Raw genomic sequence first — 20,489 nt, 5'->3', positions numbered from 1 at the left:
CCCGTCCGTTCGGTCCTTGACCGGCCAGATTATGACGACGGCGCCCTCGCCCGGAGTGGTTCCGGACAAGGGCGCCGTTGACGAGGTGGCTACCGCGTGGGCGTGAGCCTTACAGGCCGAGCTCGACCTCGAACTCGCCGGCCTCCAGGATCGCCTTGACGGCGGTGAGGTACCGGGCCGCGTCCGCGCCGTCCACCAGGCGGTGGTCGTAGGACAGGGTCAGGTACGTCATGTCGCGGATGCCGATGTTCGTGCCCTCGGCGGTCTCGATGACCACCGGGCGCTTCACCGTGGCACCGATGCCCAGGATGGCGACCTGGTTCGGGGGCACGATGACGGTGTCGAACAGCGCACCGCGCGAGCCGGTGTTGCTGATGGTGAAGGTCGCGCCCGACAGCTCGTCCGGCGTGATCTTGTTGCCGCGGACCTTGGCGGCCAGATCGGCGGTCGCCTTGGAGATACCCGCCAGGTTGAGGTCGCCCGCACCCTTGATGACCGGGGTCATCAGGCCCTTCTCGGAGTCCACGGCGATGCCGATGTTCTCCGAGTCGAAGTAGGTGATGGTGCCCTCGTCCTCGTTGATCCGGGCGTTGACGACCGCGTGGGCCTTCAGCGCCTGGGCAGCGGCCTTGACGAAGAACGGCATCGGCGAGAGCTTGACGCCCTCGCGGGCCACGAAGGAGGCCTTGGCCTTCTCGCGCAGCTTCATGATCTTGGTGATGTCCACCTCGACCACGGAGCTGAGCTGAGCCTGCGAGTGCAGGGCCTTCATCATGTTGTCGCCGATGACCTTGCGCATGCGGGTCATCTTGACCGTCTGACCGCGCAGCTCCGAGACCTCGGCGGCGGCCGGGGCCTTGGCGGCCGGGGCTGCGGCCGGAGCCGGAGCGGCGGCGGCGGCCTTGGCGGCCTCGGCGGCGGCCAGGACGTCCTGCTTGCGGATACGGCCACCGACGCCGGAGCCCGAGACCTCGGACAGGTTGACGCCGGACTCCGAGGCGAGCTTGCGCACCAGCGGGGTCACGTACGCGCCCTCGTCACCGGCCGGGGCCGGGGCGGCGGGAGCGGCGGGAGCCACCGGGGCGGCAGGCGCGGCCGGAGCCGGAGCGGCCGGAGCCGGAGCGGCGACCGGAGCCGGAGCGGCCGGAGCCGGAGCGGCGGGGGCAGCCGGGGCGGCCGGAGCGGCCGGAGCGGCCGCGGCCGGAGCCGGGGCAGCGGCGGGCGCGGCGCCGGCGACACCGATGACGGCCAGACGGGCGCCGACCTCGGCCGCCTCGTCCTCGCCGACCAGGATCTCCAGCAGCGTGCCGGAGACCGGCGCCGGGATCTCGGTGTCGACCTTGTCCGTGGAGACCTCGAGCAGCGGCTCGTCGGCCTCGACGGACTCGCCGACCTGCTTCAGCCAGCGGGTGACGGTGCCCTCGGTGACGCTCTCGCCCAGGGCGGGGAGAACGACGTCCGTGCCGGAGGCGGCGGACGCCTCGGCAGCGGGGGCCTCGGCGGCCGGGGCCGCAGCCGCGGGGGCCTCGGCGGCCGGAGCCTCGGCGGCGGGGGCCTCAGCCGGGGCCTCGGCCGCGGGGGCCTCAGCGGCGGCCGGAGCCTCGGCAGCGGCCGGCGCGCCCGAGCCGTCGTCGATGACGGCCAGCTCGGCGCCGACCTCGACGGTCTCGTCCTCGGCGACCTTGATGGCGGCCAGGATGCCCGACACGGGAGAAGGGATCTCGGTGTCGACCTTGTCGGTCGAGACTTCGAGCAGCGGCTCGTCGGCCTCGACGCGCTCGCCCTCGGCCTTCAGCCAGCGGGTGACAGTGCCCTCGGTAACGCTCTCTCCGAGCGCCGGAAGGGTTACGGAAACCGACATGGTTTCAGTTGCTCCTAACGAATGTGCGGAAGTGGTCGTCGCGCCCGTGACGAATTAGTCGTGGGAGTGAAGCGGCTTGCCGGCGAGGGCCAGGTGGGCCTCACCCATCGCTTCGTTCTGGGTCGGGTGCGCGTGGATGAGCTGCGCGACCTCGGCCGGCAGGGCTTCCCAGTTGTAGATCAGCTGGGCCTCGCCGACCTGCTCGCCCATCCGGTCACCGACCATGTGGACGCCGACCACGGCACCATCCTTGACCTGGACGAGCTTGATCTCGCCCGCGGTCTTCAGGATCTTGCTCTTGCCGTTGCCAGCCAGGTTGTACTTCAGGGCCACGACCTTGTCCGCACCGTAGATCTCCTTGGCCTTGGCCTCGGTGATGCCGACGGAAGCGACCTCGGGGTGGCAGTACGTGACGCGCGGAACGCCGTCGTAGTCGATCGGCACGGCCTTCAGGCCGGCCAGCCGCTCCGCGACGAGGATGCCCTCGGCGAAGCCGACGTGCGCCAGCTGAAGGGTCGGGACGAGGTCACCGACGGCCGAGATGGTCGGCACGTTGGTCTGCATGTACTCGTCGACCAGGACGTAGCCGCGGTCCATCGCGACGCCCTGCTCCTCGTAGCCCAGACCCTGCGAGACCGGGCCGCGGCCGACGGCGACCAGGAGCACCTCGGCCTCGAAGGTCTTGCCGTCGGCCAGCGTGACGCGCACGCCGGTCTCGGTGTACTCGGCCTTGTCGAAGAAGGTGCCGAGGCTGAACTTGATGCCGCGCTTGCGGAACGCGCGCTCCAGCAGCTTGGAGCTGTTCTCGTCCTCGACCGGGACGAGGTGCTTGAGGCCCTCGATCACGGTGATGTCGGAGCCGAAGGACTTCCACGCCGAGGCGAACTCGACGCCGATGACGCCGCCGCCCAGGACGATGGCCGACTCGGGGACGCGGTCCAGGACCAGCGCGTGGTCCGAGGAGATGATGCGGTCGCCGTCGATGTTCAGGCCCGGCAGCGACTTCGGCACGGAGCCGGTCGCCAGCAGGACGTGGCGGCCCTGGACACGCTGGCCGTTCACGTCGACGGAGGTCGGCGAGGACAGGCGGCCCTCACCCTCGATGTAGGTCACCTTGCGGGAGGCGACCAGGCCCTGCAGGCCCTTGTACAGGCCCGAGATGACCTCGTCCTTGTACTTGTGGACACCCGCGATGTCGATGCCCTCGAAGGAGGTCTTGACACCGAACTGGGCGGCTTCGCGGGCCTGGTCCGCGATCTCGCCCGCGTGCAGCAGAGCCTTCGTGGGGATGCAGCCGTTGTGCAGGCAGGTGCCGCCGAGCTTGTTCTTCTCGATCAGGGCAACGTCCAGACCCAGCTGGGATGCGCGCAGAGCCGCGGCGTAACCGCCACTGCCACCGCCGAGGATCACTAGGTCGAAAACGGTGCTGGCGTCGTTCGCCACGTCACGTCCTCCATGCATGTGCGCCGGGCACCGGTCCTCTGTGACCGGGCGGCGGCTGGTAATCGGCCGCTAGTTTCTTCGGCCCTGTGGTGGGGGCCCTGTCCTGCCGAGAACCCATCTTCGCATTTGTCGGGGGAACGCGGGACGCCGGGCCCGGACTCCGGCAGGTCGTTCTGCCCGAAGTAAGGGTTACCAGTGCGTAGAAACGTACGGATTTCGTTGTAGGTGAACGCACCCCGGGAACTCGGCCGAGTTCCCGGGGTGCGCCACGTCACATTCGAGGTACGTCAGCCCAGGTCGCCCGTGGCCGTGCGCTCGGCCAGCCGCACCAGGGTGCGCACGGCCGAGCCGGTGCCGCCCTTGGGGGTGTAGCCGTACGGAGCGCCCTCGTGGAAGGCCGGGCCGGCGATGTCGAGGTGGGCCCAGGTGATGCCCTCGCCGACGAACTCCTGGAGGAAGAGGCCGGCCACCAGACCGCCGCCCATCCGGACACCCATGTTGGCGATGTCGGCGGTGGGGGAGTCCATCGACTTGCGCAGGTCCTGCGGGAGCGGCATCGGCCAGGAGGCCTCGCCGACCTCCTCCGCGATCTCGTGGATGGAGGTGCGGAACGCGTCGTCGTTGGCCATGACGCCGAAGGTGCGGTCACCCAGGGCCAGCACCATCGCGCCGGTCAGGGTGGCGACGTCGACGATCGCGTCCGGGTTGTCCTCGGAGGCCTTGGTCAGCGCGTCACCGAGGACCAGCCGGCCCTCGGCGTCCGTGTTGAGGACCTCGACGGTCTTGCCGCTGTACATGCGCAGCACGTCACCGGGCTTGGTGGCGGAGCCGGACGGCATGTTCTCGGCGAGCGCGAGCCAGCCGGTCACGTTGACCTGGAGGCCCAGCTTGGCGGCCGCGACGACGGAGGCGAAGACGGCGGCGGCGCCGGCCATGTCGCACTTCATCGTCTCGTTGTGACCGGCCGGCTTCAGGGAGATGCCGCCCGAGTCGTACGTGATGCCCTTGCCGACGAAGGCGAGGGTCTTCACGGCCTTGGGGTGGGTGTAGGTGAGCTTCACCAGGCGCGGCGGGTTCTCGGAGCCCTTGCCGACGCCCATGATGCCGCCGTAGCCGCCCTTGACCAGGGCCTTCTCGTCCAGGACCTGGACCTTGACGCCGTTCTCCTTCGCGGCCGCGGACGCGACGGCGGCGAAGGCCTCGGGGGTGAGGTCGTTCGGCGGGGTGTTGACGAGGTCGCGGGCGATGTTGACCTCGGTCGCGACGACCGTGGCGCGCTCGGCCGCGGCCTTGTGCTCCTTGTCGCGCGGCTTGGCGCCGAGCAGGGCCACCTCGGCGAGCGGCTGCTTCGGGCCGCCGTTCTTGTCGGCGTTCTTGGAGGTCTTGGTCTCGCCGCCCTGGTAGGCGGTGAAGGCGTACGCGCCGAGCAGCGCGCCCTCGGCGACGGCGGTGACGGCGGAGGCGTCGTCCAGGGGGAGCGCGAAGGCGGCCTTCTTGGTGCCGTGCAGCGCGCGGGCGGCGGCGCCGGCGGCGCGGCGCAGCGTCTCCTCGTCGTAGGACTCGTCCTTCTCCGGTACGGAGCCCAGCCCGACCGCCAGCACGACCGGGACCTTGAGGCCGGCCGGCGCGGGCAGCTTGGTGATCTCGCCTTCGGCGCCCGAGGCACCGAGCGCTTCGAGCACGGAGGCGAGCTTTCCGTCGAAGGCCTTGTCCACGGCCTCGGCGCCGGCGGCGGCGACGGGGCCCTTGGGGCCCTTCGCCACGCCGACCACGAGGGCGTCGGCGCGCAGCGTCGCGGCGCCGGCAGTGCTGAGAGTCAGAGCAGTCACGGTGGTGAGGTCTCGCTTCCGTTTGTGTGTGTGGGCGCTTCGGTCGCGTCGGGGTCGCCGGCCGCTCCGGAGCGATCGTATGAGAGCCCGACGGCCGCCGGAAATGAGCCTACGCGCAGGCGCTCATCCGTACGGCACTCGAATGGTTTGGCAAGTTGTTCGATCATCGGGTCATCAGGTTCACCCATCTGTGGCCTCTGTTCCAGGTTTGCCTCTCAGACCTGACGCAGTCCTAGAGACTCGACCCACTCTCGCAAGGGGACGCGGGGTCCCTTTGCATGATTTCCACAGAGCCTCTCCGGCCCGGCCGCACCGCCAGTGGCCCGCCCGGAGGAGCCTGCGGGGGGAAAGGCCGAAATGGTCAACAAGAACCGGATGAACAGGGTCGCCGCCGCCATGGCCGCGGCAGCTTTGATGTCCGTCGCAGTACCCGCCGCGGCCGCCGAGGCGGTCGTGACACCACGCGTCGACCTGAAGGTGCTGGTCGTCGACGACGGCGGCAGCTCGGTCGAGGCGATCACCGCGGAGCTCCGGGACACCGGAGTCCCGTTCACCCGCGTCGTCCTGGGCAGCGGCAGCCGCCCGGTGATCAACGCCGGATTCCTCAGCGACACGGTCGACGGCCGGCCGCGCGCGAAGTACCAGGGCGTGGTCCTGCCGAACGAGAACCCGTTCGGGGACGGTTCGGCCGAGATGGCCGCGCTGACCGCGTACGAGACGACGTACGGGATCCGCCAGGTCGACGCCTACACCTGGGCCCACCCGGGCGTGGGTCTGGAGTACACGGACAACGGGGGGTACAGCGGTCAGCTCGACGGCACCCAGGCGGCCGTCACCGCGGCCGGCAAGGCGGGGCCCTTCGGGTACCTCGGAGGTCAGGTCACCTTCGAGGACAACTCCGCTCTCGTCCCCGAGAGCTACGGGTTCATGGGCAAGCCGCGCGCCGGCTACACCAGTTACCTCGACGCCCCGGTCGGCGGGGGCCGGGCCTCGCTGGTCGGCGAGTACGCCCACGACGGGCGCAGCGAACTGGTGGTCACCTTCGGCTACAACCAGTACCAGCAGCAGTTCCGGCTGCTGGCCCGCGGCATCGTCGACTGGCTCACCCAGGGGGTGCACCTCGGCCAGAGCCGCAACTACTTCGCGGTCCACGTCGACGACGTCTTCGCGCCGGACGCCCGTTGGAGCAAGTCGCTCAACTGCACGCCGGGCGACTACGCCTGCGCGGGCGGCGAGGGCCAGGAGAGCTCCATCCGGATGACCGCCGCGGACGCCCAGTACGCGGTGCAGTGGCAGCAGAGCAAGGGCTTCAAGCTCGACATGCTCTTCAACGCCGGTGCCGGGGAGGAGTGGAAGGCCGAGAACGGCGGCACCGACGCCCTCACCGCGCAGCTGATCGCGGACCGGGCCAAGTTCCGCTGGATGAACCACACGTACACCCACCTCTTCCTGGGCTGCACCCAGGACACCTCCGCCTCGCCGTGGACCTGCACCAAGAACGCCAACGGCGCCGTCAACTACATGAGCCGGGCCGAGATCTCCGCCCAGATCCGCGACAACAACAACTGGGCGGCGTCCAAGGGCATCGCCACCGACCGGACCGAGCTCGTCACCGGCGAGCACTCGGGCCTCAAGACCCTCCCGCAGCAGCCCCAGGACAACCCCAACCTGGCCGGCGCGCTCGCCGACAACGGCGTCAAGTGGGCGGGCAGCGACAACTCCCGCGAGCCCGCGCAGCGTGCGGTCGGCGCCGCCCTGACCGTTCCCCGCTACCCGATGAACGTGTACTACAACACGGGCACCAACGCGGAGATGGCCGACGAGTACAACTGGATCTACACCAGCCGCGCCGACGGCGGCAGCGGCCTCTGCGAGGACAACCCGGCGACCTCCACCTGCCTGCCGGCCCCGCTCGACGTCAACACCGGCTACCTGAACACCATCGTCCCCGCCGAGGCCCGCACCGCCCTGCGCCACGTGCTCGCCAACGACCCGAAGCCGCACTACGTCCACCAGGCCAACCTCGCCGAGGACCGCACCCTCTACCCGGTGCTCAACCAGGTCCTCGACACCTACGGCACCCTCTTCGCCCCCAGCGCGCCGATCGTGAACCAGAGCATGAAGGACACCGGCGTCGAGCTCAGCCGCCGCGCCGCCTGGGACAAGGCCGTCGCCGCCAACAAGGTCACCGCCTACCGCATCGGCACCACCGTCACCGTCAAGGCCCCCTTCGGCGTGGTGGCCCCGGTCACCGCCCCCAACGGCACCAAGAAGCAGCTCCTGCTCGGCACCGCGGACTTCGGCACCGCGTACGCCGGCAACCGCTCCGCCTGGACCTCGCCCGATCTGCTCCAGTCCGCGGTCACGCTGAGGCTGCCCAGCTGATCCCCGCTCCACCAGCCAGCCGAGCCACCACCACGTAGCACCCAGAGCCGGCGCTCCACGCAACCCATGGGCGCCGGCCCCTTTTCCGTCCTGGGGGGACTCACCGCATGAGCCATGGGCGCCATGTCACCATGCTCACCGAAGGCACCTATCCACACGTCCACGGCGGCGTCAGCACCTGGTGCGACCAGCTGGTACGCGGTATGCCGGAGGTCGACTTCAACGTCATAGCCCTGACCGGCTCCGGACGCGAGCCGGTCACCTGGGACCTGCCGCGCAACGTGTACCGGCACACCGCCGTACCGCTCTGGGGCCCGCCGCCGGGCCGCAGCCGCCGCCGGGCGCTGCGCGGCAGGGCGCACCGCCGCTTCACCAGGACGTACGAGAACTTCCTGCTCTCCCTGCTCGACCCGGCCCCGGCCACCGCCGGGGGCGCCCCCGCGCAGGGCGGCTTCTCCGCCGCCCTGCGCGAGCTGGCCGTACTGGCCCGGGCGGGCACCCTCGCCCAGGCGCTGCGCTCCGAATCGGTCCTGCGCCTGCTGATGGCCGTGTGGACCCGCCCCGGCCTGTCCAGCGCCGGCGCCGCGCCCACCATCCACGACGCCCTCACCGCCACCGACCTGCTGGAACACGCCCTGCGCCCGCTGTCGGTGCGGATCCCGCCCGACTGCGTCGCCCACGCCGTCAGCAGCGGCCTCGCCACCCTCCCCGCCCTCGCCGCGAAGTACCTCGACGGGGTGCCGTTCCTCCTCACCGAGCACGGCATCTACCTGCGCGAGCGCTACCTCGGCTACCGCACCGCCGAACAGCGCTGGCCCGTCAAGGCGCTGATGCTCGGCTTCTACCGCGAGCTCAACTCCGAGGGCTACCGGCAGGCCGATCTGATCACCCCCTGCAACCAGTACAACCGCCGCTGGGAGGAGCGCGGAGGCGCCGACTCCGAGCGGATCCGCACCGTCTACAACGGCGTCGACCCGCACGTCTTCCCCGAGGCCGGACCCGAGCCCGAGGTCCCCACCCTCAGCTGGTGCGGCCGCATCGACCCCATCAAGGACCTCGAAACCCTCATCCGGGCCTACGCGTTCATGCGCGAGGAGCTGCCCGCCCTGCGGCTGCGCCTCTTCGGGCCCGTCCCGGCGGGCTGCGAGGACTACCGGGTCGGCCTGGAGAAGCTCGCCGCCGAACTCGGCGTGGCCGACGGCATCACGTACGAGGGCCGCATCGACAAGGTCGCCGACGCCTACGCGGCGGGCAGCGTCGTGATGCTCTCCTCCATCAGCGAGGGTTTTCCCTTCAGCATCATCGAGGCGATGTCCTGCGGCCGCACCACCGTCTCCACCGACGTCGGCGGGGTCCGCGAGGCCGTCGGGGACACCGGCCTCGTCGTCCCGCCCCGCGAGCCCGAGACCATGGCCCGCGCCACCCTCGCCCTCCTGCGCGACGGCGAACGCCGCGCCGAACTGGGCCGGCGCTCGCGCGAACGGGTCGTGGAGAAGTTCACCCTCCACCAGTCCGTCGACGGCTTCCGGCACATCTACCGGGAACTCGCCGGCCAGCCCGTCCTGCCCGTCCACGCCGACGACGCGTGGACCCAGCGCCTCGCCGCCCCCTGGTACCGGGAGCTCGCGGCCGACGGGAGCCCGTGGTGAGCGGATCCCTCTGGCTGAAGGTGCCGGGCGGCAACACGCTGCCCGCCGTCCCGCGCCCCCGGCGCACCGGCGCCACGGCCACCACGGCCCCGGACGGCGCCGCAGCCCCCGACCCGATGGACGAACTCGTCGACCGCCTCGACGACCTCGTCGCCGCCGCCGTTCACCCGGACGAGATCGCCGCCATCCTCGAATCCGACGGCATGACCGACGAGTACATCCGGCTCACCTACGGCCGCCACGACTCCTTCGGGCTCGCCGAGGAGCTCTTCGCCCGCGTGCCCCGCTCCTTCCCGGAGCCCGAACGCACCCCCGACCCCTGGAAGGTGTCCCTCACCGCCTGCCTGCTGCGCGGGCTCGTCTTCGCGCTGCCGGGCCTGGCCTACCTGCTCGGCGCGCCCCTGCTGGAAGGCCCGCCGGACCGGCTCGGACTGCCCGCCGGGACACTGACCCTGCTGGCCGGGGCCCTCATCGGGTGGGTCTGGGACCAGACCCTGTCCCACCGCGCCTACTCCTGGCTGGGCCTCGGCGACCGGGCCGCCGCCGGGCGGACCCTGCTCGTCGGGGCCCCCGCCGGGGCCCTGCTGGGCACCGCCGCCGCGCTGCTGGTGCCCGGCGGCCCGCCGTTCTCGTACGCCTTCGCCGCCGGACAGGCCTTCTACGTCGGCGCCGCGACCGTCCTGCTGGTCCTCGGGCGGGAGCGGATGCTGTTCGCCGCACTCGCCCCCATGGCCGCGGGCGCGGTGCTCACGCCGTTCGTGGACCTGCCCGTGCCGCTGCGGGTGGCCCTGCTGGCACTCTCCCTGCTGGCCGCCTGCTCCCTGGCGGTACGGGAACTGCCGCTGGCCGAAGGGGTACGGGCCGCCCTGCGCCGGATCCGCGGCCGGCCCGGGCGCCGGCCCGGCGAGGGCCCGGTGCGCTGGCGGATGCTGCGCGGCGCCGAGGAGGAGCACGGGCCGCGCGGGCCCCGGCTCGGGGACTCCGTCCCGTACGGGGTGTTCGGCCTCGGCACCGGCCTGCTCGTGCTGTACGCCGCCCTCGGGGAAGTGCTCGCCGGCGGTCCCGCCGAAGCGGTCGCCGCCCCCTCGGCGGTGGCCCTCACCCTCAGCATGGGTCCCGCCGAATGGCTGCTGCACCGCTTCCGCAGCGGCAGCCTCGCCGGGCTCCGGGCGGCCCGCTCGCCCCGGGCGTTCCGGCGCCGGATGCTCGCCGCGCTGAGCCGCTGCGTCGCCGTGTACCTGGTGGTGCTGCTGGCCCTGGGCGTCGCCGGCACCCTGCTCTGGCCGGGCGCGCCCGGCCTGACCGTCGTCCGGGCCGCCACGCTGCTGCTGCTCGGCGCGGTCATGTGGACCGGGCTGCTCCTGCAGTCCTTCGGGGCGGTCCGCCCGGCCGCCGCCGTCTGCGCCTCGGCGGCCCTCGCCCAGAGCCTCGCGCTGCTGACCGGGCTGGGGCAGCCGCGGGTGGTCCAGCTGGCCGTCGCGGGCACGGCCGCCGCGGTACTGGCCACGCTGGTCTGCCTGCTGCTCGGCCGCGCGACGGCGCACCGCTGACGCGTTCCCGTACCTCATGGAGAAGAAGGACCTCATGCTGCTGGTGCCCCTCTACGAGCACCCCGCCGACCGGCCCGAGGCCTGGGAGCTGCTGATCCGCTCGGCGGGCCGGCTGCACTCGGTCGTGCTCAACCCCGCCAGCGGTCCCGGGGACGCCCCCGACGAACGGTTCGCCGCCGTCGCCGGGCGGCTCCGGGACGCCGGGGTGTCCGTCCTGGGGTACGTGGACACCGACTACGGGCGCCGCCCGCACGCCGCCGTCGTCCAGGACCTGCTGCGCCACCGGGACTGGTACGGGACCGACGGCACCTTCCTCGACCAGGCCGCCGCCACCGCGGAACTGCTGCCGCACTACGGCCGGCTCGCCGTCGCGGCCCGGGCGGCGGGCGCCGGCACCCTCGTCCTCAACCACGGGATGCACCCGCACCCCGGGTACGCCGCGCTCGCGGACCTGCTCGTCACCTTCGAGGGCCCCTGGGACGCGTACCGGGACGCGGCCGCCGCGCCCCCGTGGACGGCCGAGCATCCCGCCCGGCGGTTCTGCCACCTCGTGTACGCCGTCCCGCGGGGGGCGCCCGCCGCCGAGCTGGCCGAGCGGCTGGCGACGGAGCGGGGGGCCGGGGTGCACTGCGCGGTCCCCGGCTCCGGCGCACACCCGTGGGGGACCCTCCCGTACGCCCTGGAGGCCACCGGATGAGGCGTGTGCGCACCCTGCTCGCCGGGGCGCTGCTCGTGGGCCTCGGCGCCCTGGCCGGCTGTACCGTCGCCGAGCCCGAGGAGGAGGCGCCGGCGCCCGACCCGGCGCCGGGGGAGCGCTGGCAGCCCCGGCCCGGGACCGGCTGGCAGTGGCAGCTCACCGGCCGGCTCGACACCTCGGTGAAGGTGCCCGTGTACGACGTCGACGGGTTCAACACGACCAAGGAGCAGGTCGCCCGGCTGCGCAAGGACGGCCGCAAGACGATCTGTTACGTCTCCACGGGCGCCTGGGAGGACTTCCGGCCGGACGCCGACGCCTTCCCGAAGCAGCTGCTCGGCGCGGGCAACGGCTGGAAGGGCGAGCGCTGGCTGGACATCCGGCGCCTCGACTCGCTGGAGCCGCTGATGGGCAAGCGCTTCGACATGTGCCGCGACAAGGGCTTCGACGCGGTGGAACCGGACAACATGGACGGCTACCTGAACACGTCGGGCTTCCCGCTGACCGCCGCCGACCAGCTGAAGTACAACCGGCTGATCGCGAAACTGGCGCACGACCGGGGCCTGTCGGTCGGGCTGAAGAACGACCTGGAGCAGATCCCGGAGCTGGTCGGGGACTTCGACTTCGCGGTCAACGAGCAGTGCGCCCAGTACCGGGAGTGCGAGCGGCTGACCCCGTTCGTCAAGGCGGGGAAGGCCGTCTTCCACGTCGAGTACGAGCTGCCGACGAGCCGGTTCTGCGCCGCGACGGGCGCGCTGAAGCTCAGCTCGATGCGGAAGAAGTACGAACTGGGCCCCTGGCGCGAGGCCTGCCCCCGTCCCTAGCCGCTGCTAGGCGACCGGCAGGATCGCGTGGACCCGGTAGCCGCCGCCGTAGCGGGGGCCGGCGAAGCAGGAGCCGCCCAGGGCGGTGGCCCGCTCGCGCATGCCGAGCAGGCCGTGCCCGCCGCTCTCCTCGCCGTCGCCGCCTCCGTCTGCGCCGCCGCCGGGCCCCGCTGCGGCCGGCGTGCCCCCCGCCGGCAGCGGGTCCGGGCCCGCGCCCCCGTCGTCCAGTACGGTCACCTCCACCGAGGCCCCGACCCGCACCACGCTGACCTCGGCCTTCGCCCCCGGTCCCGCGTGCTTGCGGACGTTGGTCAGGGCCTCCTGGATCACCCGGTACGCGGCCAGGTCCACCGCCGACGGCAGCGGGTCCCGGCTCCGGTCCAGCTGCACCATCACCCGCACCGGCAGCCCGGCGTGCCGGAACGTGGCCGTCAGGTCGTCCAGTACGGCCAGCCCGGGCGCGGGCTCGGTCGGCGCCTCCGGGTCTCCGGTCTGCCGCAGCAGCCCGACCGTCGCCCGCAGCTCGTTCAGGGCAGAGCGGCTGGCGTCCCGTACGTGGGCGAGGGCCTCCTTGGCCTGGTCGGGCCGCTTGTCCATGACGTGCGCGGCCACCCCCGCCTGCACGTTGACCAGGGCGATGTGATGGGCCACCACATCGTGCAGGTCCCGGGCGATCCGCAGCCGCTCCTCGGCGACCCGCCGCCGCGCCTCCTCCTCACGGGTCCGCTCGGCCCGCTCGGCGCGCTCCCGGATCGCGTCGACGAACGCCCGGCGGCTGCGCACCGCGTCACCGGCGGCCGCGGCCATGCCCGTCCAGGCGAAGATGCCGATGTTCTCTTGCGCGTACCACGGCAGCGGGCCGACCAGCATGGCCACACCGGTCAGCGCGGCCATGGTGAGCACCCCGATCCGCCAGGTGGTGGGCCGGTCGGTGTGCGCGGCCACCGTGAACAGGGCGATCACCGCGCTCATCGCGACGGGTGCCCGGGGCTCCCCGGTGGTCAGCTCCAGCAGCGACAGCCCGGCGGTCACGGCGAGCACCACCCGGGGCCGGCGGCGCCGGAACACCAGGGCGGCCGCGCCCAGCACCATCAGCAGCAGCGAGAACGGCTCCGGGGTCCGGGTGCCGAAGGTGGGGCCGTGCGGCCCGTGGGGATCGGCGAAGGAGCCGACGACCATGCAGAGCAGCGCCCCGAGCGCGAGTACGGCGTCGGTGGCGAGCGGATGGGCCCGCATCCACTGCCAGGTGGGGGCGAAGGGCTGCCCGAGGTGTGTCGTCACCCGGATACGGTACGGCCTGCTCCGCGGCGGGGGCCGCCCCGAGCCGGGCCCGGGAGGGCGGGCCGTCAGGTGCCCGGCGGCACACCGGCCCCGGGCGGCGGCCGGCGCCCCAGCGGGATCCGGGCCGGCCGCGGACCCCACTTCGCCCGCACCACGCACATCACCATCACGGCGGCGATGGCCGCCAGGTGTTCCTTGCCCGCCAGGTTGTCCTTGACCAGGACCTCGCCGGTCATCGCCAGCACCACCAGCGCCCCGGTCAGGTACGCCCGGTAGCGCCAGCAGACGTAGATCGCGAGCCCCACCACCGCCGCCGAGGGCCCGGTGTCGTTGACGATCCGGTCGGACACCGGCAGGCCCAGCGGATGGTCGGGGCCCAGCGCGAGCCCGATCCGCGCGTACGTGGTCCCGGCGAGGGTGGCGACGTAGCCGACGAGCAGGGTGCGCCACCAGCCGACGCAGATCTCCGAGATCCCGAAGACCAGCAGGATCTGGGCCAGCGCGCCCCACACCGGCAGGTCGAGCGCGGGCACGAACAGCGACAGCGGGGTCCGCAGCAGGGCCAGCCACAGCGGGTCGACTGCCTTGACGGAGCCGAGGTTCTGGACCGGCTGGAAGCCCCAGGAGGTGTTCTGGACGATCTGGAAGACCGAGGTCAGGCAGACGGCCCCGATGGTCATCGGGATCGCCCGCCAGCCGTCACGGGCGAGCGCGCCGCGGACCGTCCGGAACAGGGGCCCCCACTCGCGGCGGGCGAACCGCCGCGGTGGGGAGTCGGTCCAGGCTGTCAACGACGGGTCTCCAGATGTCTGCGGTGCAGCCACTTCGGCAGGCCGGGAGCCTCCAGGAAGCCTTCGGCCCGGCCCGCCGCGATGCCGATCCGCAGCAGGTCCGCACTCTTCTCGAAGAGCATGAACCGCGGTTCCCAGATCGGCCGGTATTTGGCGTTGGCCCGGTAGAGGGACTCGATCTGCCACCAGCGCGAGAAGAAGCTCAGCAGGGAGCGCCACATCCGCAGCACCGGACCCGCACCGAGCTTCGACCCGCGTTCGAAGACGGAACGGAACATCGCGAAGTTCAGTGAGACCTGTGTGACGCCGATCTCCTTTGAGCGCTCCAGGAGTTCGATGACCATGAACTCCATCAGGCCGTTCTCGGAGTCACGGTCACGGCGCATCAGGTCCAGCGACAGGCCCTTGGGGCCCCACGGCACGAAGGACAGCACGGCGCGCAGCTCGCCGTTGCCGTCGGTGCACTCCAGCATCACGCACTGGCCGTCGGCGGGGTCGCCCAGTCGGCCCAGCGCCATCGAGAAGCCGCGCTCGGTCGCGCCGTCGCGCCAGTCGTCGGCGCGGCGCACCAGCTCGTCCATCTCCTCGGCGGGGATGTCCGCGTGGCGGCGGATGCGGACGGTGTAGCCGGCCCGCTTGACCCGGTTGAACGCCTGGCGGACGGTCCGCATGGCGCGGCCCTCCAGGGTGAACTCGGCGGTCTCGACGATCGCCTCGTCGCCCAGCTCCAGCGCGTCCAGGCCGTGCCGGGCGTAGATCTGCCCGGCTTCCTCGCTGGCCCCCATCACGGCCGGCACCCAGCCGTGCTCGCGGGCTTCCGCCAGCCAGGGCTCGATGGCGCCGGGCCAGGCCTCGGGGTCGCCGATGGGGTCGCCGGAGGCCAGCGAGACCCCGCCGACGACGCGGTAGGTGACGGCGGCCTTGCCGGTGGGGGACCAGATGACGGACTTCTCGCGGCGCAGCGCGAAGTAGCCGAGCGAGTCGCGGTCGCCCTGCTTGGCGAGCAGGGCGCGCAGGCGGTCCTCGTCCTCCTCGGTGAGCGGGTCGACGGCGCGGCGCGAGCGGAAGGCCGCGAACAGCACGGCGAGGAGCAGCACCATCGACATGACGTTGACGGTGACGTCGACCCAGCCGGGCGTGGTGATCGCCTTGAAGTCCACGTCGTTCGGGGCCAGCGTGACCAGCCGCAGCACGCCGTACTTCCAGCGGGCCATGAACGAGGCCTTGGAGGCGTCCGGGTCGATGTTGGCGGCGCCGACGAGCAGCGCGGCGACCAGCGAGGTGATCAGCAGGCCCACGGCGGCGACGACCACGGCCAGCTTGGGGTTGGAGCGGTCGCCCTTGGCGTAGAACTCGTGGCGGCCCAGTACCAGCGCGCCGACGAAGGCCGCGGTCAGGACCAGCGAGACCCAGTTCTGGGCGTGCTCCCGGAACTCCGGGTAGTAGCCGGTGAACGCCGAGACGGCGAAGGCGAGCAGCAGCAGCCCGCCCACCACCAGGTTCAGGATCCAGGCGGCCCGCTTGCGGCGGCCCATGGTGACCGCCAGCAGCAGCGAGAACAGGGCCGAGGCGAAACCGGCCGTCAGCAGGTAAGGGGTGTAGAAATCGGCGCTGTTGTGCCGGCGCAGGTCCTGCCCGAACGAAACCCACACCGCACTGAGCAGGTTGATGAAGGTGACGGCGCGCAGGTACCAGACCGCGAACCCGGCGGCGCGGCGTGAGCGCGCGCTCCCTCTGCCGGTCTCCCGGCCGCCCCCCTGCTTGCCGGCGGTGTCCCCGCCGGTCTCGATCCTGTTCCTACCGGATGCCGGTACGGCTCCCCGGTCGGTGTCTGCGCTGGTCAAGCGGACCTCTCCCATGAGACGCGATGATATGGGGCGTCACCGTCCACGGGCGGTCCAGGCGCCGCGGACCGGTCGGGTCCGGGGCGCCGGTTCGCCTATTGCGTCGGCTGCTCCACGGCCCGCTCCGGGAGTTCCGCCGCGAGTGCGGCGGCCGCCTGGACCAAGGGGAGCGCCAGCAAGGCCCCGGTTCCTTCTCCCACAGTGACGCCGTGGTCGAGCACAGGGTTGAGTGCCATCCGGTCCAGGGCCTTCGCCTGCCCCGGCTCGCCGCTGGCCTGGCCCGCGAGCCACCAGTCCGGCGCCCGGAACGCGGCGCGCTGGGCCACCAGTCCGCAGGCCGCGGAGACGACCCCGTCGAGGATGACGGGCGTACGGCGCACCGCGCACTGGAGCAGGAACCCGGTCATCGCGGCGACGTCCGTACCGCCGACGGCCGCCAGCAGCGCGACCTGGTCGCCGAGGACGGGCCGGGCCCGGCGCAGCGCGTCGCGGATCGCGGCGCACTTGCGCATCCAGGCGAGGTCGTCGATGGGCGTCCCGCCGCGGCCAGTGACGACGGAGGCGTCGGTTCCGCAGAGCGCGGCGACCAGCGTCGCCGCGATGGTGGTGCCGCCGACGCTCAGATCGCCGAGGACCACCAGGTCGGTGCCGGAGTCGGCCTCCTCGTCGGCGATCCGCATCCCGAGCCGCAGCGCCGCCTCGGCCTCCTCGACCGTCAGCGCGTCCTCGACGTGGATCCGCCCGCTGCCGCGCCGCACCCGGTGGCGGACGATGTCCTCGGGGAGCAGCTCCGGTTCGCAGTCCAGGCCCGCGTCGACGATCCGTACGGTGGCGCCGAGGCGGCCGGCCAGGATCGAGACGGGGCTGCGCCCGTCCAGGACGGAGCGCACCAGCTCGTGGGCGGTGCCGGCGGCCCGCCCCGACACGCCCTCGGCGGCGATGCCGTGGTCGGCGGCGAACAGCACGACGCGGGGCCGCTCGATCGGCCTGACGGGAACCTGCCCCTGCGCGGCGGCGAGCCAGTCGGCGAGCTCGTCCAGCCGGCCCAACGCCCCGGGCGGCACGGCCAGCCGCTCACGCCGCTCTTCGGCGTCACGCCGAACGCCCCCGTCGGGGCGCTCGATCAGATCGGAGAAGTCGTCGAGATTCAGCGTGGTCATCTGCCAGAGCGTACAGCCGGTGAGGCCCTCCCCAAGCCCCGCCGGCGGCGCGCGTCCGCGCCTGCGCGGTCAGTCCTTCAGGACCAGCGCCTGCCCGGCCAGCACCAGCAGGACGTGCTCGCACTCGGCGGCCACCGCGTTGTTCAGGCGGCCCAGTTCGTCGCGGAACCGGCGCCCCGAGGCCGTCGCGGGGACGACCCCGGAGCCCACCTCGTTGCTCACCGCCACCACCGTCCGCCGCGTCGACCGGACCGCGGCCACCAGCTCCGCCACCCGCTCGGCCAGCTCCTTGCGACCCGTCGCCGCCCAGACGGCGTCGTCCCAGGCCCCGGCCCGGTCCATCGCGTCGGTCAGCCACAGCGCCAGGCAGTCGACCAGCAGCGGCGGCCCGCCCTCCACCAGCAGCGGGACCAGTTCGCAGGTCTCCACCGTCCGCCAGGACGACGGCCGCCGCTCCCGGTGCAGTCCCACCCGCGCCGCCCACTCCGCGTCCCCCTCGCGGGAGCCGCCCGTGGCCACGTACACGACCTCCGGGAACCCGGCGAGCCGGCGTTCCGCCTCGTACGACTTCCCGGAGCGCGCCCCGCCCAGCACCAGCGTGCGGCGCGGCAGGTCCGGTACCGCGTGGTACTCGCCGACCAGCACCGTGGTCCCGTCCGGCACCGCGCGGGCCCCGGCGGCGGCGCACCGGCGCTCCAGCTCCCGGCCCGGCGGGGTGTCGTGGTCCAGGTGCACGGCGATCACGTCCGTGGTCGGGCCCACCGCGCCGCTCGCCCGCAGCCGGGCCAGCGCCTCCGGCCGCCCCAGTACGTCGGCGAGCACCATGTCGTAGGGCCGCGGGGCGAGCATGCCGGCCGTCCCGGCGGGGGCACCGCCCGGCGGCAGGTACAGCAGCCGGCTGCCGTCCGGCCCGGTCACCTCGTACCCGGTGCCCGGCGCGTCCATCGGTACCGCCCGGACCCGGTGCCCGCTGATCACCGCGAGCTCCTGGCCGTCCGGCACCCGCCCCGCCGCCGGCAGCCCGGGCGGCAGCTCCACGGCCGGCCCGTCGTGCGGGTGCGTCAGCAGGACCTGCCGGACACCGGCCAGCGAATGCCCGGCGCGGGCGCCCGCCAGCACCGCGCCGGGGGTCAGGTCGAGCAGCAGCGCCCCGTCGACCAGGACGGCGGTCGCGGCCCGGGCCCGGGGGCCCACGGAGACCGCGCAGGCCGCGCAGGGACAGCCGGGGCGGGGCAGTCCTTCGGGTGTTCCGGTGCCGAGCAGAGTGAGTTCCACGGGATGATCCTCCCGCGTCGCCGCGAGTGATGCTCGCCCGGCTACTCTGCGGGGCAGACTCAAGGCGAGCAACAGCACGGCAGCAGCACAGCGACGGACGAGCAACGGAGGCGGACATGGCGTGGACGTGGCGGTTCGAGAAGGCCGACGGCGACGAGACGACCCCGTCGGTGGTTCCCGAGGAGTTCACCACGCAGGGGGACGCGGAGTCCTGGATCGGTGAGTACTGGAAGGACCTGCTGGAGGGCGGCACCGAGCGGGTGAAGCTGTCGAACGACTCCGGCGAGGAGCTCTACACGATGAGCCTGCGCGAGGCGCTGGACGCCTGAGGCGTTCGGCGCCCGAGGCGCCCGGCGCCCGGACACGAAGCGACCCGGACCCCTCGCGGGGGCCCGGGTCGCTTCGTACGGCGGTGATGACGCGCGCGGCCGGTTCAGCCCCGGACGCCGCACAGGTGCAGCAGCGCGGCCACGCCGCGGTACGGATCGCTGCGCCCGGCGCGCTCCTCGGCGGCCAGCAGCCGCTCCAGCTCGTCCTCCGGCGGGAGCTGCTCCCCGGCCTCGGTGCCGTCGGTGAAGACCCGGACGCCGTACCAGGACTGAAGCGGCGCCCCGATCCCGGACAGCGTGGCGGTCAGCCCGGACAGCCGGTCGGCGCGCACGTCCAGGCCGAGCCGGTTCGTGTAGTCGGTGGTGTCGAACGCGGCCAGCGCGCCCGACCAGTCGCCGTCCAGCCCGGGCCGCATGGCGAGCGCGTCGCCGTTGCGCACCAGCAGGGACAGCAGACCGCCCGGCGCCAGCATCCGGGCCAGCCCGGCGAGCATCGCGTCCGGCTCGGGTACGTACATCAGCACGCCGTGGCAGAGCACGATGTCGAAACTGCCCGGCAGGAAGTGCGCGCCGGTCTCGCGGCCGTCGCCCTCGATCAGCTCGACGCGGTCCTGGATCCCGGCGGGCTCGCCGGCCAGCGCCGCGCGGGCGACGTCCAGCATGCCCGGATCCTTCTCCAGGCCCGTGACCTTGTGCCCGGCGCGCGCGAGGCGCAGTGCCTGGGTGCCCTGGCCCATGCCGACGTCGAGGACGCGCAGCCGCTGCCCCACCGGGAAGCGCTGCGCGATCTGCTCGTCGACCTGCCGGCCCACCAGCTCCTGGCGGACGGCGTTGCGCAGTCCGCCCAGGCCCTCCAGCCACAGCCTGGCTCCCCCCGAGGCCCAGCCTTTGGAAACATTCCCCCCCGACGCCCCGGGCGTCCCTCCGCTCAGGGCCGTTCCCCGCGCTTGACCTGCGGCTTCGGCAGGCGGAGCCGGCGCATCTGGAGGGTGCGCATCAGGCCGTACGCCACCGCGCCGCGGCGCGGCTCGTCCGGGAAGCGCTGGCTGAGGGCCTTGCGGAGGCGGAACAGCAGGCCGACGGAGTCGACGATGATCAGCGCGATCACGGCGAGCCACAGGATCAGCGCGATGTTCTGGATCGAGGGCACCCGCACCATGCTGAGCACCAGGATGATCACCGCGAGCGGCAGGAACATCTCGGCGACCGAGAAGCGGGAGTCGACGAAGTCGCGGACGAAGCGGCGCACCGGGCCCTTGTCACGGGTGGGCAGGTAGCGCTCGTCGCCGCTGGCCAGCGCCTCGCGCTGCTTGGCCATCTCCACGCGACGGCGCTCACGGGCTCGCTTGGCATCCTCCTTGCGGTTTCCGGTCGAGGCCACCACGCTCTTGCGCTGCGACTGGGCCACAGCACGCTTCGGCGTAGGGCGGCCCTTGGGGGCCTGCGGGTCACGGGGCTGCGAGAGGTCGGCGCTCACCTTGTCGGTGGCGGCGGCCTTCTCTTCCTTGGAGGAGCGGCTACCAAACACAAAACCCAAGCCTACGTGGTTGCGGGCGCGGGCCCCCACCCCGGCC

The 20,489-nt window shown here is 73.0% G+C and carries 16 protein-coding genes; 6 read left to right on the top strand and 10 right to left on the bottom strand.

Annotated elements, in window-relative coordinates; translation table 11 throughout:
• Window positions 1-109 precede the first annotated feature (109 nt).
• From sucB to IE248_RS18085, 3 genes are all read right to left on the bottom strand, one after another.
• On the bottom strand, window positions 110-1,861 hold the full coding sequence (gene sucB, locus IE248_RS18095) for a 2-oxoglutarate dehydrogenase, E2 component, dihydrolipoamide succinyltransferase (protein ID WP_190031146.1): 1,752 nt from the start codon (window positions 1,859-1,861) through the stop codon (window positions 110-112).
• A 54-nt stretch (window positions 1,862-1,915) separates the two neighbouring features.
• Window positions 1,916-3,304 (bottom strand): dihydrolipoyl dehydrogenase, encoded by a 1,389-nt coding sequence (lpdA, locus tag IE248_RS18090; protein ID WP_073780988.1) that lies wholly within the window; start codon window positions 3,302-3,304, stop codon window positions 1,916-1,918.
• A gap of 287 nt (window positions 3,305-3,591) precedes the next feature.
• Complete coding sequence (locus IE248_RS18085) at window positions 3,592-5,133, bottom strand: leucyl aminopeptidase (RefSeq protein WP_008743266.1); 1,542 nt, start codon at window positions 5,131-5,133, stop codon at window positions 3,592-3,594.
• Between the two features lie 357 nt (window positions 5,134-5,490).
• On the opposite strand from IE248_RS18085, the gene IE248_RS18080 reads away from it, so the two are divergent.
• The 5 genes from IE248_RS18080 to IE248_RS18060 all read left to right on the top strand — a co-directional run bounded on the left by IE248_RS18080 (window position 5,491) and on the right by IE248_RS18060 (window position 12,235).
• Window positions 5,491-7,518 (top strand): hypothetical protein, encoded by a 2,028-nt coding sequence (locus tag IE248_RS18080; protein WP_073799000.1) that lies wholly within the window; start codon window positions 5,491-5,493, stop codon window positions 7,516-7,518.
• A 107-nt stretch (window positions 7,519-7,625) separates the two neighbouring features.
• Window positions 7,626-9,167: a GT4 family glycosyltransferase PelF gene (gene pelF / locus IE248_RS18075; RefSeq protein ID WP_190031145.1), complete on the top strand. Its 1,542-nt coding sequence runs from the start codon at window positions 7,626-7,628 to the stop codon at window positions 9,165-9,167.
• Complete coding sequence (locus IE248_RS18070) at window positions 9,164-10,717, top strand: hypothetical protein (RefSeq protein WP_190031144.1); 1,554 nt, start codon at window positions 9,164-9,166, stop codon at window positions 10,715-10,717. The genes pelF and IE248_RS18070 overlap by 4 nt, the downstream gene beginning before the upstream one ends.
• 16 nt (window positions 10,718-10,733) lie before the next feature.
• Complete coding sequence (locus IE248_RS18065; protein WP_229895373.1) at window positions 10,734-11,414, top strand: spherulation-specific family 4 protein; 681 nt, start codon at window positions 10,734-10,736, stop codon at window positions 11,412-11,414.
• On the top strand, window positions 11,411-12,235 hold the full coding sequence (locus tag IE248_RS18060; protein WP_073798998.1) for an endo alpha-1,4 polygalactosaminidase: 825 nt from the start codon (window positions 11,411-11,413) through the stop codon (window positions 12,233-12,235). Before IE248_RS18065 ends, IE248_RS18060 begins: the two co-directional genes overlap by 4 nt.
• A gap of 6 nt (window positions 12,236-12,241) precedes the next feature.
• Here the strand turns inward: IE248_RS18060 and IE248_RS18055 are convergent, their stop codons facing one another.
• From IE248_RS18055 to IE248_RS18035, 5 genes are all read right to left on the bottom strand, one after another.
• Complete coding sequence (locus IE248_RS18055) at window positions 12,242-13,471, bottom strand: sensor histidine kinase (protein WP_100583292.1); 1,230 nt, start codon at window positions 13,469-13,471, stop codon at window positions 12,242-12,244.
• Between the two features lie 110 nt (window positions 13,472-13,581).
• On the bottom strand, window positions 13,582-14,307 hold the full coding sequence (locus IE248_RS18050; protein WP_037797476.1) for a hypothetical protein: 726 nt from the start codon (window positions 14,305-14,307) through the stop codon (window positions 13,582-13,584).
• Window positions 14,304-16,166 carry a phosphatidylglycerol lysyltransferase domain-containing protein gene (locus IE248_RS18045; protein ID WP_079196356.1) on the bottom strand — a complete coding sequence of 621 codons (1,863 nt, stop codon included), beginning with the start codon at window positions 16,164-16,166 and terminating at the stop codon, window positions 14,304-14,306. The genes IE248_RS18050 and IE248_RS18045 overlap by 4 nt, the downstream gene beginning before the upstream one ends.
• 80 nt (window positions 16,167-16,246) lie before the next feature.
• A complete protein-coding gene (gene cobT, locus IE248_RS18040) occupies window positions 16,247-17,302 on the bottom strand; it encodes a nicotinate-nucleotide--dimethylbenzimidazole phosphoribosyltransferase (protein WP_190031214.1) in 1,056 nt (351 codons plus the stop codon).
• A 78-nt stretch (window positions 17,303-17,380) separates the two neighbouring features.
• Window positions 17,381-18,586 (bottom strand): bifunctional adenosylcobinamide kinase/adenosylcobinamide-phosphate guanylyltransferase, encoded by a 1,206-nt coding sequence (locus tag IE248_RS18035; RefSeq protein ID WP_073798997.1) that lies wholly within the window; start codon window positions 18,584-18,586, stop codon window positions 17,381-17,383.
• A 116-nt stretch (window positions 18,587-18,702) separates the two neighbouring features.
• Between IE248_RS18035 and IE248_RS18030 the strand changes: the two genes are divergently transcribed.
• A complete protein-coding gene (locus IE248_RS18030; protein WP_008738859.1) occupies window positions 18,703-18,915 on the top strand; it encodes a hypothetical protein in 213 nt (70 codons plus the stop codon).
• A gap of 104 nt (window positions 18,916-19,019) precedes the next feature.
• On the opposite strand, the gene IE248_RS18025 is transcribed toward IE248_RS18030, so the two are convergent.
• Both IE248_RS18025 and IE248_RS18020 read right to left on the bottom strand, forming a co-directional pair.
• Window positions 19,020-19,727, bottom strand: a complete 708-nt coding sequence (locus IE248_RS18025; protein WP_008738858.1) for a class I SAM-dependent methyltransferase — start codon at window positions 19,725-19,727, stop codon at window positions 19,020-19,022.
• A gap of 116 nt (window positions 19,728-19,843) precedes the next feature.
• Window positions 19,844-20,482 carry a DUF3043 domain-containing protein gene (locus IE248_RS18020; RefSeq protein WP_008738857.1) on the bottom strand — a complete coding sequence of 213 codons (639 nt, stop codon included), beginning with the start codon at window positions 20,480-20,482 and terminating at the stop codon, window positions 19,844-19,846.
• Between the last annotated feature and the right edge of the window lie 7 nt (window positions 20,483-20,489).

Source organism: Streptomyces goshikiensis (assembly GCF_014650555.1).
Lineage (GTDB): Bacteria > Actinomycetota > Actinomycetes > Streptomycetales > Streptomycetaceae > Streptomyces > Streptomyces goshikiensis.
The sequence above is the reverse complement of the archived record's forward strand: the minus strand, read 5'-3'. Positions and strand labels throughout refer to the sequence as shown.

What these genes read in the sequence shown, in the direction of transcription:
- sucB (WP_190031146.1), bottom strand. Translation starts at nt 1,861, where the DNA reads ATGTCGGTTTCCGTAACCCTTCCGGCGCTCGGAGAGAGCGTTACCGAG.
- IE248_RS18080 (WP_073799000.1), top strand. Translation starts at nt 5,491, where the DNA reads ATGGTCAACAAGAACCGGATGAACAGGGTCGCCGCCGCCATGGCCGCG.
- pelF (WP_190031145.1), top strand. Translation starts at nt 7,626, where the DNA reads ATGAGCCATGGGCGCCATGTCACCATGCTCACCGAAGGCACCTATCCA.
- IE248_RS18065 (WP_229895373.1), top strand. Translation starts at nt 10,734, where the DNA reads ATGGAGAAGAAGGACCTCATGCTGCTGGTGCCCCTCTACGAGCACCCC.
- IE248_RS18060 (WP_073798998.1), top strand. Translation starts at nt 11,411, where the DNA reads ATGAGGCGTGTGCGCACCCTGCTCGCCGGGGCGCTGCTCGTGGGCCTC.
- IE248_RS18055 (WP_100583292.1), bottom strand. Translation starts at nt 13,471, where the DNA reads ATGCGGGCCCATCCGCTCGCCACCGACGCCGTACTCGCGCTCGGGGCG.
- IE248_RS18045 (WP_079196356.1), bottom strand. Translation starts at nt 16,166, where the DNA reads ATGGGAGAGGTCCGCTTGACCAGCGCAGACACCGACCGGGGAGCCGTA.
- IE248_RS18030 (WP_008738859.1), top strand. Translation starts at nt 18,703, where the DNA reads ATGGCGTGGACGTGGCGGTTCGAGAAGGCCGACGGCGACGAGACGACC.